This window comes from Halomonas maura (assembly GCF_030409305.1).
Taxonomy (GTDB): domain Bacteria; phylum Pseudomonadota; class Gammaproteobacteria; order Pseudomonadales; family Halomonadaceae; genus Halomonas; species Halomonas maura.
Genome location: NZ_JAUFPQ010000031.1, coordinates 125,068 through 141,564 on the forward strand (window position 1 = coordinate 125,068; position 16,497 = coordinate 141,564).

Annotated in this window: 14 protein-coding genes; 11 read left to right on the forward strand and 3 right to left on the reverse strand. The window is 67.2% G+C overall.

Annotation, left to right across the window (positions count from 1 at the left end; all coding sequences use genetic code 11):
• Window positions 1-58: 58 nt before the first annotated feature.
• Window positions 59-1,165 carry a Glu/Leu/Phe/Val family dehydrogenase gene (locus QWY76_RS19520; RefSeq protein WP_290313218.1) on the forward strand — a complete coding sequence of 369 codons (1,107 nt, stop codon included), beginning with the start codon at window positions 59-61 and terminating at the stop codon, window positions 1,163-1,165.
• A 211-nt stretch (window positions 1,166-1,376) separates the two neighbouring features.
• Here the strand turns inward: QWY76_RS19520 and QWY76_RS19525 are convergent, their stop codons facing one another.
• Entirely contained in the window at window positions 1,377-1,829 is a 453-nt protein-coding gene (locus QWY76_RS19525; protein ID WP_290313220.1) for a hotdog family protein, read from the reverse strand.
• A 430-nt stretch (window positions 1,830-2,259) separates the two neighbouring features.
• Here QWY76_RS19525 and QWY76_RS19530 point away from each other — a divergent pair, with 430 nt between their 5' ends.
• From QWY76_RS19530 to QWY76_RS19550, 5 genes are all read left to right on the forward strand, one after another.
• Window positions 2,260-2,829, forward strand: a complete 570-nt coding sequence (locus tag QWY76_RS19530) for a diguanylate cyclase (protein ID WP_290313221.1) — start codon at window positions 2,260-2,262, stop codon at window positions 2,827-2,829.
• Window positions 2,826-3,938 carry a beta-ketoacyl-ACP synthase III gene (locus tag QWY76_RS19535; protein ID WP_290313222.1) on the forward strand — a complete coding sequence of 371 codons (1,113 nt, stop codon included), beginning with the start codon at window positions 2,826-2,828 and terminating at the stop codon, window positions 3,936-3,938. Before QWY76_RS19530 ends, QWY76_RS19535 begins: the two co-directional genes overlap by 4 nt.
• The gene (locus tag QWY76_RS19540; protein WP_290313224.1) at window positions 3,935-4,630 is read left to right on the forward strand and encodes an iron-containing redox enzyme family protein; all 696 of its coding nucleotides are present in this window, start codon (window positions 3,935-3,937) and stop codon (window positions 4,628-4,630) included. The genes QWY76_RS19535 and QWY76_RS19540 overlap by 4 nt, the downstream gene beginning before the upstream one ends.
• Window positions 4,623-5,507, forward strand: coding sequence for a DUF6999 family protein (locus tag QWY76_RS19545; protein ID WP_290313225.1), 885 nt, complete (start codon window positions 4,623-4,625; stop codon window positions 5,505-5,507). The genes QWY76_RS19540 and QWY76_RS19545 overlap by 8 nt, the downstream gene beginning before the upstream one ends.
• Before the next feature lie 102 nt (window positions 5,508-5,609).
• Window positions 5,610-6,263: a hypothetical protein gene (locus QWY76_RS19550; protein ID WP_290313226.1), complete on the forward strand. Its 654-nt coding sequence runs from the start codon at window positions 5,610-5,612 to the stop codon at window positions 6,261-6,263.
• A gap of 46 nt (window positions 6,264-6,309) precedes the next feature.
• Here QWY76_RS19550 and QWY76_RS19555 read toward each other — a convergent pair whose 3' ends face one another.
• Window positions 6,310-7,545 carry a DUF3422 domain-containing protein gene (locus tag QWY76_RS19555; RefSeq protein ID WP_290313228.1) on the reverse strand — a complete coding sequence of 412 codons (1,236 nt, stop codon included), beginning with the start codon at window positions 7,543-7,545 and terminating at the stop codon, window positions 6,310-6,312.
• A 352-nt stretch (window positions 7,546-7,897) separates the two neighbouring features.
• Here QWY76_RS19555 and chrA point away from each other — a divergent pair, with 352 nt between their 5' ends.
• Window positions 7,898-9,097, forward strand: a complete 1,200-nt coding sequence (chrA, locus tag QWY76_RS19560; protein WP_290313230.1) for a chromate efflux transporter — start codon at window positions 7,898-7,900, stop codon at window positions 9,095-9,097.
• A 57-nt stretch (window positions 9,098-9,154) separates the two neighbouring features.
• Here the strand turns inward: chrA and QWY76_RS19565 are convergent, their stop codons facing one another.
• A complete protein-coding gene (locus QWY76_RS19565) occupies window positions 9,155-9,868 on the reverse strand; it encodes a DUF3581 family protein (RefSeq protein WP_290313231.1) in 714 nt (237 codons plus the stop codon).
• A gap of 259 nt (window positions 9,869-10,127) precedes the next feature.
• On the opposite strand from QWY76_RS19565, the gene nhaD reads away from it, so the two are divergent.
• The 4 genes from nhaD (at window position 10,128) to QWY76_RS19585 (ending at window position 16,475) form a co-directional block, all read left to right on the forward strand.
• Window positions 10,128-11,612: a sodium:proton antiporter NhaD gene (gene nhaD / locus QWY76_RS19570; RefSeq protein WP_290313233.1), complete on the forward strand. Its 1,485-nt coding sequence runs from the start codon at window positions 10,128-10,130 to the stop codon at window positions 11,610-11,612.
• Between the two features lie 362 nt (window positions 11,613-11,974).
• Window positions 11,975-12,409 (forward strand): hypothetical protein, encoded by a 435-nt coding sequence (locus QWY76_RS19575; protein WP_290313234.1) that lies wholly within the window; start codon window positions 11,975-11,977, stop codon window positions 12,407-12,409.
• Entirely contained in the window at window positions 12,378-13,598 is a 1,221-nt protein-coding gene (locus QWY76_RS19580) for a hypothetical protein (RefSeq protein WP_290313235.1), read from the forward strand. Before QWY76_RS19575 ends, QWY76_RS19580 begins: the two co-directional genes overlap by 32 nt.
• Before the next feature lie 42 nt (window positions 13,599-13,640).
• Window positions 13,641-16,475 carry a bifunctional diguanylate cyclase/phosphodiesterase gene (locus tag QWY76_RS19585; RefSeq protein WP_290313237.1) on the forward strand — a complete coding sequence of 945 codons (2,835 nt, stop codon included), beginning with the start codon at window positions 13,641-13,643 and terminating at the stop codon, window positions 16,473-16,475.
• Window positions 16,476-16,497 lie beyond the last annotated feature (22 nt).

Below are 16,497 nucleotides of genomic sequence, written 5' to 3' on the forward strand. Positions count from 1 at the left end.
TCGGGGCCCGCCCCCAGGGCTGCTAGCTTGAAGGAAAGCCCCCTGAGAGGACCGGGACATGAGCGACGCCTTTGAGCTGACCGACGAACTGGGACCGGAGAAGGTCCTCTACCTGCATGATCCCGCCACCCAACTGCGCGCCATCCTGGTGATCGACAACGTCGCGGCCGGCCCGGCGATCGGCGGGACGCGCATGGCCCCGGACGTGAGCCTCGAGGAGTGCGCCCGCCTGGCCCGCTCCATGACGCTGAAGAACGCCTCGGCCGGTCTGCCCCACGGCGGGGCCAAGGCGGTGATCTTCGCCGATCCCCACATGCCCACCGCCGACAAGGAACGGCTGATGCGGGCCTATGGCTACGCGATCCGCGCGGTGACGGACTACATCCCCGGCCCCGACATGGGCACCGACGAGATCGCCATGGCCTGGGTGCATGACATGACCGGCCGCGCGGTGGGCCTGCCCCGTGAACTCGGCGGCATCCCCCTGGACGAGATCGGTGCCACGGGGTACGGCCTGGCCGCGGCCATCGACGAGGCGCAGGCCCATGGCGGCTTCCGGCTCGCGGGGGCACGCATCGCCATCCAGGGCTTCGGCGCCGTGGGCCAGCATGCGGCGCGCTACCTGGCCGAGCGCGGTGCTCTGCTGGTGGCGGTCAGTGACTCCGCCGGGACCCTGGCACGCCCGCAAGGTCTCGACGTGCCGGCCCTGATCGACTGGAAACGCGGCGGCCATGGGGTGGCCGAGTTCCGCAGCGGCGAGGCCCGCGAGCGGGACGCCATCATCGATGTCGAGTGCGAGGTGTGGATTCCCGCGGCGCGTCCGGATGTGCTTCACGAGGGCAACGTGGACCGACTCCGGGCCAGGGTGGTGGCCGAAGGCGCCAACATCCCCGCGACCGAGGAGGCCGAGCGCCGGCTCGCCGAGCGGGGCGTGCTGGTGTTGCCCGACTTCATCGTCAATGCCGGCGGGGTCATCTGTGCGGCGGTCGAACACGCCAACGGCAGCCAGGGCGAGGCCCTGGCCCGCATCGAGGAAAAGATCCGCCACAACCTCGACGAGGTGCTCGGCCGGGCCAAGGCCGAGGGCCGGCTGCCCCGCGCGGCGGCGGTGCAGATGTCGCGGGAGCGGGTGTGTTCCGCGATGCGCTTCCGCCGGCCCTGGTGATGTCCGGATGGAGCGGCACGCGTCGGGGCGTCGATCCCGCCCGCCTCGACGAGGCGCCGCGCCGCCAGTCGAAGCCGAACGCCATGCACTGAACCAACGGATCTTCCCGGGCCTGAATCCCGAGCGGTGCGCCCACGAGGTCATCGCGCCCCGATCGACGCGGGCCCGGTCGTCACCGGGCCCGCGGTCATGAGGCGGAGGCGTGGTAGGGCTACTGGAAGGTATCGCAGACGGCCGTCTGGGCCGAGGGATCGTGGCTCTCCACATGGGTGGTAGCCTGGCCGCCCGCCTCGAGGGTCACGCTCCACTGGTGGTCGTTGTCCATGGGATCGCAGTTGCCGGCGCTGCCGCCGCCGAAGTTCGAATCGATCCAGTAGTGCACGGCATAGCTGCCGCCTTCCTGCATCACGCCGGGAAACTCCAGGGAGAATGCCGGATCGCCGTCGGCGGAGACCTCACCGGTCTCCACGGCGATGGTCTCGTCGTTGGCCGTGTCCACCAGCGCCGCCTGGATCGCCTGGCCGCCGTGCGGCCCGTTGAAGCTGGCATCGCCCTGGAAGGTCAGGTCATGGCCGTCACTGGCCAGGGCCGCGCCTGCCACCAGGGGCAGCGCCAACAGCAGGCCCCGTCCGAGGCGTGCCGCGCAGAGCATCGTGGTCGTCATGGTGCACCTCCCGAAGAGTGACGGATCAACGTGAAGCCCCGAGGGCTGACTCCAGCATAGTGCCCCATGCCGCCCAGTGCCGAAGTCGTCGGGCCGGCGATCGGCACGACGCGGACGCCTGGGCGCCTGCCGGCCAGCGGCGCTCCCCGGGCGCACCGCCCTCGAGGGTCACGGACGCGGGGCAGAATGATTCGAAATGGCTTATATTCTGGTCCACGCCCTGCCCAGGCGGGCTCGACGGTCGCGCCGCGGTGCGGTGAGCGGCCAGGACGAGGAGGTCCGGCGTTTGCCCAGGCAATATTAAAACGATCGTTTGCATTTCTCGAGCGGCCGGCTAGGCTGATTGACGAACACTGTTTCAAAACCTTCCAGGGACGGGAGACTCGATCATTCCAGCCCCTCACCCTCGATCCCGCCGCGAGGTTCGCTGATGGATACGCATTCGCTACTGATTCAGGTCCTGCTGTATGTCTTCCTGCCGCTGTGGGGCATCGCCGGCTTCGTCGACTGGTGCTGCCACCGGGCCACCCGCATCGAGGCGACCTCGGGGCTCAAGGAGTCGCTGGTCCATTCGCTGATGGGCGTGCAGGTCGGCCTGCCGATCCTGCTGTGCCTGCTCTACCGGGTCAACGTGCTGGTACTGCTGATCTGCCTCGCGGCCTGGCTGCTGCACGAGCTGGTGGCCCACTGGGACGTGCACTATGCCGCCCCGCGGCGACATATCAGCATCTGGGAGATGCACGCCCACAGCTACCTGGCCAGCCTGCCGTTCTACATGCTGGCCATGATCGTGGTGATCAACTGGCCGGTGATGCGGGACCTGCTGACCCTGGACTGGGCCGGCCAGCTTCGGCTGGTGCCGCTCGACGCGCCCCATGGCGGCGAGGGTTACCTGCCCGTCTACCTCGGCTTCATGGCCCTGCTGGCATTCTTCCCCTATGCGGAGGAGAACCTGCGTTGCCTGCGCTATGCCCTCAAGCAGCGAGGGACGACGGCATGAGCGTCTACATCACCAGCACCGGCCACCATCTGCCCGGCGAGCCGGTCGACAACGCGCACATCGAGGAGGTGCTCGGCCGGGTCCACGGCCGGCCCAGCCGGCTGAAGCGGCGCATCCTCAAGTCCAATGGCATCCAGACGCGCCACTACGCCATCGACGCCGAGCACCGCACCACCATCGGCAACGCCGCCATGGCCGCCCGGGCGGGCGAGGACTGCCTGGCGCAGGGCTACCTGGCCAAGCGGCGCATCGAGATGCTGAGTGTGGCCACCAGCCAGGGCGACCTGGTGCTGCCGGGGTTCGGCAGCATGGTGCAGGCCGAGCTGGGCGTGTCGGACGTGGAGCTCAACACCAGCCACGGCATCTGTTCGAGCAGCATGATGGCGCTGAAGGCGGCCTACACCGGCGTGAAGGCGGGCGAGCACGGCAACGCCCTGGTCATCGCCAGCGAGCTGGCCTCGCGGCTGTTCAAGGCCAGCCGCTACGAGGCCGCCGGGGCGGAGGTCGACTTCGACGCCGAGTTCCTGCGCTGGATGCTCTCCGACGGCGCCGGGGCCCTGCTGCTGGAGACGCGTCCCCGGGAGCTGTGCTTCCGCATCGACTGGATCCGCGGCATGTCCCACGCCGATGCCTTCCCGGTGTGCATGAGCGTCGGCCGACCGGCCGGCGGCGAGGGCCACGCGAGCTGGCAGGACTACCCCACCTACGCCGAGGCGGAGGCCGCCGGCGCCTTGCTGATCCGCCAGGACGTGCGGCTGCTCGACAACCTGGTCAAGCTCGGCGTGGACGGCCTGCTGCGGCTGATCGACGAGGGCCGGGTCGCGGTGGACAAGCTCGACCACCTGCTCTGCCACTACTCCTCGCATCACTTCCGCGGCAAGATCTTCGACATGCTCAGCCAGGCCGGGGCGGCCATTCCCGAGGAGCGCTGGTACACCAATCTCTATACCCGAGGCAACACCGGCTGCGCCTCGCTGTTCATCATGCTCGACGAGTTCCGCCGCACCCAGCGCTACCGCGAGGGCGACACCCTGCTGTGCTTCGTGCCCGAGAGCGGTCGCTTCAACAACGTCTACATGCACCTGACGGTCGTCAAGGAGTCGTCATGAACAGCGTCATGAACCATCGGGTCACCACCCAGGCCGGGCAGGACTGCCTGCAGGGGCTGATGCGCATCTGGTTCGATTTCGAGCGCCAGCTGGGACGCGTTCCCGTGATCCAGCGTCTCGAGCGCGGCCGCTTCACCCTGGAGGACTATCGCCACCTGCTGCTGCACCTGCGCCAGCAGGTGGTCGAGGGCGCGCGCTGGATCACCCGCGGCGCCTCGAGCTTCGACCGCGACTTCACCGAGGTTCGCGCGATGGTGATCGGCCATGCCGGGGAGGAGCACCGCGACTACGAGATGCTCGAGGCGGACTACGTGGCCGCCGGCGGGGAACGCCGGGCCATCGTCGAGGGCGAGCGCAATGCCGGCAGCGAGGCCCTGCACGCCTTCATGATGTACCGGGCGAGCCAGCCCAACCCCGTGGACCTGATCGGCGCCATGTGGATCATCGAGGGGCTGGGCCAGAAGATGGCCAGCGACTGGGCGCGCCGGGTCGACGACGCGACCGGCGGCGACGGCGGCTACACGCGCTTCATGCGCTATCACGGCGAGAACGACGACGCCCACCTGGACAAGCTGTATGCCCTGCTCGACCGGGTCTGTCGCGATGCGGCCGACCGCCGGGCCATCCTGCGGACCGCCCGGGTCGTGGCCCGGCTCTATGCGCTGCAGCTCGAGGAGGTGGACCATGACTAGCCGGCGCAGCCCCTTCCTGCGGGCCCTGGAAGTCGACGACTCGCTGCCCATCGAACCCGAGGCCATGCGCCTGTGGCTCGCCGACCTCGAGCGCCCGACCCGCTGGTGGCTGCGCCCGCTGCTGCAGGGACTGCTCGGGGCGCTGCTGCATTTACTCTGGTTCCTCAAGCGCCTGCCGCTGCCCCAGTTCCGGGCCCACGGGCTGCTGCAGCGGCTGATCTGCTGGTTCTGTACCCATGCGGTCAGCCCCGAGGCCAACCTGCTGATCCTGCGCCACTTCGCCACCGAGTCGAACGTGATCAACTTCCTGGTCGATAACGGCGAGGCGGCGGACGTCGCCCCGCTGGCGCTCTATCCCCGGTGTATCCGGGACATGCGGGAGGCGAGCTTCGTCGACCACGACCAGGAGCTGTTCCGCGCCTTCGCGGCGATGGGCCACTGGCGAGCGCGTCCGGCCCCGCTGGCCCCGGAAACCCTGCGCTGGACACACTGGCGGCCGATCGCCATGGCGGACTTCAGGGTCCGCCGGCGGCGCACCCAGGTGCTGGACTTCGAGAGTGCCCATGGGCTGTTCATGTGCCTGTTCTGCCTGCTGCTGACCCGGGAGGAGTACCGCGACGCCATCAACGGCTTCAACCTGGACCAATCGCTGGCCATCCGCATCGGCCAGCTGATCGGCGACCCGGGCCTGGCCGAAATGGCCTACAACAAGTACCCGCATTACCTGGTGGGGCCGTGGAACCTCAGTCAACGCTTCCTGATGCATGGCTTCTTCACCGAGTACCTCTACGCGCGACTGGAGGGGCTGCGACAGGCGTCGGCAGGAGTGCCTCGCTCGGCGCAGCGCCCGGCCGGCCGCCAGAGTTACACGACGTGACATTTCCCGGGGCCTTGACCATATTATCCGGGTGCGCCAGGCGCACGGCCTCTCATCGCAAGGGATAAAGGGATTATGTCGATCTATCGCAAGGCTGCGCTCGTGGCCCTTCCACTACTGTGCTACACGGCGGGGGCCCAGGCCCTGGAATGGGAAGCTGCCCCCTCCTACGGCACCGTGAACCTCGTCTCCGGGTTCCAGCCCGACCCGCACCGCACCAGCCTCACCGCGGGCGGCAACCGCTCCGCCGACGAAGCGGGTCGCAACTGCAGCGGCTTCGTCAGCGACAAGCCCGACCTGGACCTCAACTACGAGGCCGGCCAGCACGTGCTGAGCATCTTCGTGGAGTCCCCGGCCGACACCACCCTGGTGGTCTACGACGGTGCCGGCAACTGGCACTGCAACGACGACTACTCCACCGCGGCCGGCAGCAACCCGGGCATCAAGTGGAACAATCCGCCATCCGGCAACTACAACATCTGGGTCGGCACCTATGCCGCCGGCGAGCTGCAGGACGCCGTGCTCAGCATCTCCGAGGCCAGCCCGTCCTGGGGCGCCAGCAACGCCAGTACGGACAGCCGCACCGGCGGCATCGAGTGGGGGGACAACACCAGCCGCTGGGCCAACGACGGCGAGTGCGACGACCCGCGCTTCGGCGGCCCCGGGGTGCACTCGCTCAACATCGACGAGGACCGCTACCACGACGCCAGCGACTGCCGCGGCCTCTACGAGCAGGGCCAGGTCTACCTGAAGTGAGCCGGCCGTGATCCCGCTGCCGGCCACCGGCCGGCAGCGGACCCGCCTAGTGTTGCTTGACCCGCCAGATCCGCCACGCCAGCAACCCGATGACCAGCACCGCCAGCGGGCCGAATACCCCGGCGGCGACGCGCGGCTCGATGGGCATGCCCAGGGCCCCCAGGCTCTCCAGGGCGAGCTTGATCAGGCTGAAGATGTAATAGCTGATGACGATGATCGACAGGCCCTCGACGGCCTTCTGGATCTTCAGCTGGCTGCTGGTGCGCTCGTTGAGGCTCTTGAGCATCTCGGCGTTCTGCTCCTCGATCTCCACCTGGGCGCGGGTTCGCAGCAGGTCGTTGAGGCGCGCCACGTTCGTGGCCAGCTGCTCCTGGCGGCGGTCCACCGCGGCGCAGTAGCGCACCGTGGGCAGGAAGCGTCGCATCAGGAAGACCCCCAGCCGCTGGCAGTCGCCGACCCGGGTCTCGCGCAACTCCTCCACCCGGGTGAAGACGATCCTGGCGTAGGCCTCGGTGGCGCTGAAGCGGTGACGACTGCGGGCGCCGCTGCGCTCGAGGCGGGCGGAGAGCGAGGCGATGGCAGCCAGCAGCGGGCGCGGCCCCTCGGAGCCGTCCTCGGCATTGCGGTCGGAGAGCTCGCCCAGCTCGGCCTCGAACCCCGCCAGCTCGCTGCCGAGCCGCTTGGCCTGGGGCAGCGCCAGCGAGGCCATCATGCGGTAGGTCTCGATCTCCAGCAGCCGCCGTGCCATGCGCCCCAGGCGGAAGTCATTGAGGGCACGATTGACGATCAGCAGCCGATTGACGCCCTGCGCGTCGAGGCGAAAGTCGCTCCACACCGTGGCATCGCCACCGCCGATGCGCGACCCGGCGGGGTCGCGAAACCCGCAGGCCTCGGTGTCGCTGCCCCAGGAGGCCTGTGACTCGACCAGGATCACGGTGGCGTTGATCAGGGCTTCCCGGTGGGCCTCGGCGATCTCGGCCAGGCGCGGCGGGGGCGGCGGCCAGATCTCCCCGTCGGCTGCCCTGGGCACCATCAGGGTCAGGGTGAAGAACTCGGTATGCCGCTCCCACTTCAGCACCTGGCCATCCTCGAGGGTCAGGATGCCCTGCACCGCACCGGGGGCGAGGCTGGTCCCGGCCAGCTCGCAGAGGCGCGTGATGATGCCGTCGCAGACACCGTCGGTGTCGAGGAAGGCGTAATGGTGGAGGTGGGCCGGCTCCGAGAAGTAGATCGACGGGCGGGCATGGAGCTCGTTGTGCAGTTGCTCTCGCTGGGGATGCATGGTCGGGTCCGAAGGGGATGGGTAGACCGAGACTAAGGTCCAATCCCCGTCGGGCCAACCGCCGCCCTCAACGCGGCGCGACCCGACGGGCCCGCCTTGCCGCCCCCCCGGCTGTGGAATCAACGGCTTGCAATGCCCTGCCAAGGATAGCGAAGCAGCGACGACCGGCCGACTGCGTCCTTTTGCCCCACCCGGCCTCAGGGCACGCGACTCACAGGCGCCGGCTCCCCACAGCGGGCCGGTAGCGGTCATATCATCGCTTGGTCATCCTTTGACGCAACACTGTGAGCAGTTTGCGGCACGAGCCCTCGTCTTGCCCAGTCCCGCCACCCCATCATCGCCCGGAGTCAGCATGACCGACAGCCATCGCGCCGGCGAGGTCTTCCGCGCCTTCCTGCTGCTGGGGCTGAGCGCCTTCGGCGGTCCCATCGCCCACCTGGGGTACTTTCGCCACGAGTTCGTCACCCGTCGAGGCTGGCTCGACGAGCACGCCTACGCCGATCTCGTGGCGTTGTGCCAGTTCCTGCCCGGCCCGGCCAGCAGCCAGGTGGGCTTCGCCCTGGGCCTGCTGCGCGGCGGCCCCCTCGGTGGCCTGGCGGCCTGGACGGCCTTCACCCTGCCGTCGGCGCTCCTGCTGATGCTGTTCGCCCTGGGTGCGGCCAGCCTGGAGGGGCCGCTGGGCAGCGGGCTGCTGCATGGCCTGAAGGTGGTGGCGGTGGCCATCGTCGCCCACGCGGTCTGGGGCATGGCCCGGACCCTCTGCCCCGACCGGGCGCGTGCCACCATCGCCGTGGCGGCTGCCCTGCTGGTGATCGCGGCGGCGGGTCCCGGCGGCCAGGTGTTGGCCATCGGGCTCGGCGGCCTGGCGGGGCTGGCCTGCTGCCGCGGGGACGGCCAGGCCAGGCCCCCGGTGCCGGGCTTCGCCATCTCGCGCCGGACGGGGCTCGCCTGCCTGGTCGCCTTCGTCGGGCTGCTGCTGGGGCTGCCGCTGCTGGTCCAGGCGGGCGCCGGCCAGGGCGTGGCCCTGGTGGATGCCTGCTACCGGGCGGGCGCCCTGGTGTTCGGCGGCGGGCATGTGGTGCTGCCGTTGCTGGAGGCCGAGGTGGTGCGGTCCGGCTGGGTGGCCGCCGACGACTTCCTGGCGGGCTATGGGGCGGCTCAGGCGATCCCCGGCCCACTCTTCACCTTCTCCGCCTACCTGGGCATGGTCATGGGCCCTGCGCCGGGCGGGGTGCTCGGCGCGCTGCTGGCGCTGGTGGCGATCTTCGTGCCGGGGCTGCTGCTGCTGGTGGGCACGGTCCCGTTCTGGAACGCCCTGCGCGCGAGACCCGCCGTCCAGGCGCTGATGCGCGGCGCCAATGCCGCCGTGGTGGGCCTGCTGGCGGCGACGCTCTATCAGCCGGTGTGGACCAGCGCCATCCTCGGCCCGGCGGAGTTCGCCCTGGCCCTGGTGGGCTTCACCCTGCTGTCGGTATGGCGGCGGCCGGCCTGGTTGGTGGTGCTGGTCTGTGGCCTGGGGGGCATGGCGCTGGGGCTGCCCTCGCCGCCGTGAGGCCAGGGAACCGCTTGCCGGTGGGCGGCGAGCGCCACCGGCGATGGCCGTTCCGGGTCAGGCCTCGGCTTCGTGGGCCGACTTGAGCCGGTAGAACTCCTCGACCACCTCGTCCATGGCCGCGGCGTCGTAGGGGCACAGGCCACTCACCACCAGCTTCTTGGAGCCGGTACCGACCTCCTCGCCGCCGGCGATGATGCGGAACTCGAGCAGCGCATCGCCACGCTTGCCGGTCACCGCCAGGGAGGAGTCGACCAGTTGCAGGCCAGGCGCGATGCCGTCCAGGCGCTCCAGGGCAAAGCCCATGCTGTCGTAGATGACCAGTGGGCGCCTGGGGTTGAACATCACGCCCTGGTCTTCCATCAGCGGCTTGAGGTAGTGCGGGAAGTTCTTCCCCGAGAAGGCCACGTAGCAACGGGTGAAGGCCTCGACCACGGCTTCGTCGTGGGTCACCTCACCGTTGCGCTCCGCCTCGAGATAGCACTTGCCGCCGTCGTCACGCACGCGAATCAGGCCATCGTCGTCCTCGGCGAAGGTCAGCGGGACGTTGTCCCCCACCATGCTCAGGAAGCGGAAGGTCATGCGCTGGGAGAGGCCGAAGCGCGCCAGCACCAGGGCGAAGAGCAGATCACCCGGCACGCAGAAGCGGCGTGCGTCCGGGTTATGGATGGGGTTGAAGTCACCGGCGACACGCTTGGCAAAACGGCTGGCCTGCTCTGCGGAGATGCAGAGGCGTGAGCCCGTGCGCGAGTGGTAGTCATCGAGAAACATGCGTCTTGAGCCTGCCCTGAGTCATTGGCGTTGCGATGGTGCGCCCGGTCGCGACCGGAAGGGGCAGATGATGCCATAAATTCCCCCTCGGCGGGGGATCGAATCGCGGCGAGCTGCCCGGGATCAGGGAAGCGCCGGAAGGCTTCCGCCCCCTACCAAAGGGGCAGTCCAGAAAGCGTTCCGATTCAGCACGATATGGTAAAATTCGCGCGTTTTCGAACCCTTTCACCCACTTTCTGCTCATTGGATGAACACCGCCATGCTGACCACCTGTTGCTCCCCCAGCATGCCCAGGCACCCCGCTCGATGGCCTGGCTGTCTGATTCTCTTCCTCTCGCTCGTCGCTTTCGCCTCTCCCGCCGTCGCTTCCCGAGGTGAGCTCGACCTGACCACCTCCTTCGTCGGCCTGCTGGCCGTGGTGATCTTCGTCCTCGCCTATGCCCTGGTCATGGCCGAGGAGAAGATCCACATGCGCAAGTCCAAGCCGGTGCTGGTGGCGGCCGGCATCATCTGGGGCCTGATCGGCTGGGTCTATGTCAAGGCCGGGATCCCGGCGGAATCCGAGCACGCCTTCCGCACCACCCTGCTGGAGTTCACCGAGCTGATGCTCTTCCTGCTGGTGGCGATGACCTATATCAACGCCATGGACGAGCGTCGCGTCTTCGATGCCTTGCGCGCCTGGATGGTACGCAAGGGCTTCAGCTACCGGACCCTGTTCTGGATCACCGGCCTGCTGGCCTTCGTCATCTCGCCGGTGGCCGACAACCTGACCACCGCCCTGCTGATGTGCGCGGTGGTCACCAAGGTGGCCGAGGGCGACAAGCGCTTCATCAACCTGGCCTGCATCAACATCGTGGTCGCCGCCAATGCCGGCGGCGCCTTCAGCCCCTTCGGCGATATCACCACCCTGATGGTCTGGCAGGCGGGCATCATCCAGTTCCAGGAGTTCTTCGAACTGCTGGTGCCGTCGTTCGTGAACTTCATCATCCCCGCCGTGGTGATGAGCGCCTTCATCAAGAATCGCGTCCCGGCGAGTCTCGAGGAGGACGTGCCGCTCAAGCGCGGTGCGCGGCGGATCATCCTGCTGTTCCTGGTCACCGTGGCCACCGCCGTGGGCTACCACACCCTGCTGCACCTGCCGCCGGTGCTGGGCATGATGACCGGGCTCGGCTACCTGCAGTTCTTCGGCTACTACCTGCGCCAGAGCCTGCCGCGCTCCCTGGAACGCAAGCGCAGCCTCTACACCCGGCGCGGCGACTGGAAGATGCTCGAGCAACTGGGCAGCGTGGTGCCCTTCGACGTCTTCAACCGCGTGGCCCGGGCCGAGTGGGACACCCTGCTGTTCTTCTATGGCGTGGTGATGTGCGTGGGGGGCCTCGGCTTCATGGGCTACCTCGGCCTGCTCTCGGATGCGCTCTACACCGGCTGGAACGCCACCTGGGCCAACGTCGCCCTGGGCGTGATCTCGGCGGTGGTCGACAACATTCCGGTGATGTTCGCGGTGCTGACCATGGAACCGGACATGTCCCACGGTCACTGGCTGCTGATCACCCTCACCGCCGGCGTCGGCGGCAGCCTGCTGTCGATCGGCTCCGCGGCCGGGGTGGCGCTGATGGGCCAGGCCCGCGGCAACTACACCTTCATGGGACACCTGCGCTGGTCGCCGGTGATCGCGCTGGGCTATGTCGCCAGCGTCCTCGCCCACCTGTGGATCAATGCCGCCAGCTTTAGTACTTTCGGCTGAGTTGCTCGCCCGGCGGTCTCACCCGCCGGGCTTAGTCTTCAGAATCAGTCATCGCGTTGAAATCCCTCCTGTACATTGGCCTCCCTTGATGTAGTTTATGAAGGTAAGCTGTGACAAAGCCTGAGGCTGGGCACTGAGAGATGCCCCACGTTTGCCTGATATCGATAATAACCAGGCCCGATACGGGCTGCAGGGAGAATGCGTCATCGACTCACCAATGCCCCATTTTCCAACACGGGCCACCGAGCACCGCTGGCCCCGCAGGCCAAGCGAGTTCAGCGCGCCATGCGAGCTCCATCTCTGAGCCCTCCCCGCCTGCCGTCGCCCCTCCGCGATATCGACGACCGCTGGAGGCCCGGCGCATGAGGCGGCTGAGATTCGTGGCCCTGCTGGTGTGGGGCCTGATGAGCGTCATGCCCTCGGCAATGGCCCAGGACGCCGACGTGCTGCTGGTGGCCAATGCCGATGTCGAGACCCACCGCCTGACCCGGGATACCACCCGGGCCATCTTCGCCATGCGGCAACGCACCTGGCCCGACGGCCAGGCCGCCAGGGTCTTCGTATTACCCAATAGCCACCCGGTGCATGCCCGCTTCGTCAAGGGGCGCCTCTCGGTCTATCCCCATCAGCTTCAGCTGGCGTGGGACCGGGTGGTCTTCTCGGGTACGGGGCAGGCTCCCAACCGAGTCCGCACCCAGGCGGAAATGCTCGAACAGATTGCCAGCACTTCCGGTGCCCTGGGATATGTAGAGAGGGAGTATCTGGATGACCGTGTCCAAGTCATTTCGATGGAGTAAGCCGCGCCCTGCCCTGCTCATGGGTGCCGCGCTGCTCGCGACCGTCACCCAGGCACACGGCGAGGAAGAGAACGTGCTGGATACGCTCCAGTTGCATGGCTTCCTTAGCCAGGCGCTGGTGATCACCGATGACAACAACTTCTTCGGCCCCAGCAGCAGCGACGAAGGCAGCCTCAAGTTCACCGAGATCGGGGCCAACGTGTCGCTGCGCCCCCACGAGGACGTGCTGATTGCCGCCCAGGTGCTCAGCCGGCGGGCCGGTGGGGACGGCAGCGAGGCCAGCCCCGAGCTCGACTATGGCCTGATCGACTACCAGATCCAGTCGAACCAGCAGCGCAACTTCGGCGTCCAGGTTGGCCGCTTCAAGAACCCCTTCGGCTTCTATAACCAGACTCGGGACGTGGCCTTCACGCGCCCGAGCATCCTGCTGCCGCAGTCGATCTATTTCGACCGTACTCGGTCGCTGGCACTGTCGGCCGATGGGGTGCTGAGCTACTACGAGGAACGCCTGTCCCAGGGCACGCTGCGCTTCCAGGCCGGCGTGGGACGCGTCCAGGCCGGCGACGACCTGCGCCGCACCCTGCGCCTCGACCGGATCCCCGGCGATCTCGAGCCGGAAACCTCGGCGATCGGGCAGGTCCGCTACGAACACGACGGAGGACGCATCGTTGCCGCCTTGGGAACCGCCCAGGTGGGAGCGTCGTTCGAATCGAACACCCCGGGCCTGAGCGATGGCGATTTTTACTTTCGTCCGGTGATCCTGTCGCTCCAGTACAACGCCGAGTATTGGAGCCTGACGACAGAATATGCCCTGCGCGAGTCGGGAATGGAGAACTTCAATGATCCACGCCTCAACTTCGACGCGACGGGGGAAAGCTGGTACATCCAATACACACGACGCTTCCTGGATGACTGGCAGTGGCTGGTACGTTACGACAGCTTGATCAGCAACCGCGATGATCGTTCAGGCAAAGCCTTCGAAGCCGCGGGGGCCGGGCCGGCTCACTCCCAGTTTGCCAAGGACATGACCTTCGGTCTTCAGTGGACCCCTCACCCAAGGTTGTTGCTCTCCGGTGAGTACCATCATGTCGATGGCACCGGCTGGCTACCGGCCCAGGACAACCCGGACCCTTCCGAGACGAGTCGATACTGGAACATGCTGCTGTTCCAGATGTCGCTGCGTTTCTGACGCTCTCTCCGCGCCCCCCATCCGCATCAGGGAATCGGAGAGATGACCACCACACCATTCTCCTCCAGCCGCCATCGACTCAGCCTGACCTGGCGCGTCATCGCACTCAGCAGCCTCCTGCTGCTCGTGCTGGTCACGCTGTTCACCTGGCTGGGTCACCAGAACCTGACCCGCCAGTTCCAGGAAGGCCGGATGCAGCACCATGCACGCCAACAGCGTGAGATCCAATTGGCCCTGCGTCGCTCAGAGGAGAACCTGCGTCAGTTGGCCAGCCTGGCGGCGGCCTCTCCACGACTCGGCCCCTCGCTGCAGTCCGGCGATAACGATGCCATCCTGGCCGCCCTGAAGCCCCAGTGGCCGACCTTGCAGCTCGATGCCGGGGTGGAGGAGATCATGGTCTTCAATCGCCAGGGAAGCGCGATGGGGAACTGGGGCGATGACATGGTCAGCAATGAGCGCACCGTACAGGCCTGGGTGGATCGCGTGATGAGCACCGAGATGCCGTTTACCACCCTGCGCTGCACCATCGACTGCCGGCAGTATGCCGCCGTTCCGGTGCTGGTGGAGGGGCAGAGCGTGGGCCTGGTCATCCTGTCGCGCTCGCTGGCCGACGTCACCCGCCAGGCCAAGTCGGTCTCTGGCAGTGAAGTGGCGCTGTTGGTGACCGGCCCCATGGACGCCAGGGGCTTGCCCCAGGAGCGCCGCCTGGACGACTGGGACGGCCAGTTGATGGCGTTGACCGAACAGGAAGAGAGTCTGCCCTTGCTGCGCCAAGCCTCGGGAAAGGCCAGCCTGACCGTGCTGATCGAGTCTCCCTTCTACCTACAGCACGAGGGACTCCACCTGGAGGTGTCGGCGTCGCGAATGGAGGAGGAGGAGGACGAGGACAGGCGCAGTACCGGCTATTTCCTGCTGGTCTCCGATATCACCGACCAGATCCAGGCCATCAACCACGATACCCGAACCCTGCTGTACGCCGGCGTGGCGGGCTGGTTGGCGGCCGAACTGCTGCTGCTGATCATCCTGCTGGGCCCCATGTCGCGGCTGCGCCGGATCGCCAGTGTGCTTCCCGCTCTCGCTCGTGGCGGCTTCGCCGAGGCCAGGGAGGCCATTCCCGGCAAGATTCGCCGGCTGCCGGACGAGATCGACGTTCTGGAAGGCACCACCCTCGAGTTGTCACGGCAGCTGGAGCTGCTCGAGGGAGAGGTCCAGGCAAGAGGTGAGCAACTGGCCGAGCGCGTCGATGAACTGGCCCAGGAACGGGATTTCGTCGGCAGCCTGCTCGATACCGCTCGCGTCTTCATCATCGCCCAGGATGGCGTGGGCCGCATCAGCCTGGTCAATGCCTATACCCTGTCCATGCTCGATATCGGCGAAGACGTGCTGATCGGTCGACATTTCGACGATATCTTCGAAGCGCCCGGCCATTCTCCCGTCGCGACGGCCGAAGCCCCCCAGCAAGAGGAACGCACCTTGCTGACGCCCGACAATCAGGTCCATACCATCGTCTGGTACCATGCCCCCCTGCCGACCGGCAACGATGCCAGCATGGCTCGCATTTCCGTGGGCCTGGATATCACCGAGCGCAAGGCCGCCGAAGGGCGCCTGACCTGGCTGGCCGAGCGCGACCCCCTGACCTCGCTCTACAACCGCCGCTACTTCCAGGAAGCCATCCAGCTGGCCTTGCAGCAAGGCCATACGGGCGCCGTACTGCTGCTGGACCTGGATCAGTTCAAGGAGGTCAACGAGCTCAGCGGCCATCATGCCGGGGACCGCCTGCTGCGCGAAGTGGCGGATACGCTCCAGCTCAATCTGGATCACCGCAGCATCATCGCCAGGCTCGGCGGTGACGAGTTCGCCCTGTTGCTGGAAGATGCCGACGCCGACCAGGCCATCACCATCGCCCAGCATTGCAACCAGTTGCTGGAAGGCATCAGTTTCTCCGCCGGGGGGCGCCGTCACCGGGCGGTGGCCAGTATCGGCATCGTCCAGTTCCCGATTCACGGCGAGACCCCCATCGACCTGATGGCCAGTGCCGACGTTGCCATGTACAAGGCCAAGGAAAGTGGCGTGCAACGCTGGCACCTGCTCTCCACCCTGGAGAGCGCCAAGGACGAACTGCAGGAGCGGGTCTACTGGGTCGAGCGCCTGCGCAAGGCCCTGCAGGATGATGATTTCATGCTGATGGTGCAGCCCATCGTGCGGCTCGAGGATCGTGACGTGAAGCACTACGAGGTGCTGATCCGGATGCGTGAAACGGATGGCCGATTGATATCCCCCGCCAACTTCATTCCCGTCGCCGAGCGCACCGGCATGATCGTCCAGCTCGACCGCTGGGTGCTGCACCACAGCCTGAAGGCCCTGCGACAGCTGCAGGAGCAGGGAGTCAGCCTGGCGGTGAACCTCTCGGGCCATTCCCTCCACGACAAGGGGCTCGAATCCTTCCTTGCCGAGGAGCTGGCCAGCAGTGGCGCCGACCCCCATCACCTGATTCTGGAGATCACCGAGACGGCCGCCATCACCGACTTCTCCACCGCACGCGGCGTGCTCCAGGCCATCCGAGACCTTGGATGCCGGACCGCCCTCGATGACTTCGGTGTTGGCTTCAGCAGCTTCCATTATCTCGGACAGCTGCCCGTGGACTACATCAAGATCGATGGTTCGTTCATCCGCAGCCTGATCCTCAGCTCCGATAGCCGGGTGATCGTGCGCGCCATTGCCGATATTGCCACCGGTTTTGGCAAGCAGGCCATCGCCGAATTCGTCGATGACGAGTCCTTGCTCCCCATACTACGTTCCTATGGCATCGTGTATGGACAGGGATTCCATCTTGGAAAGCCCAGGTTGCTGCAAACAATAATTGAAACCGCAACTTGAAACCTCTTACCTATCAAGGCTT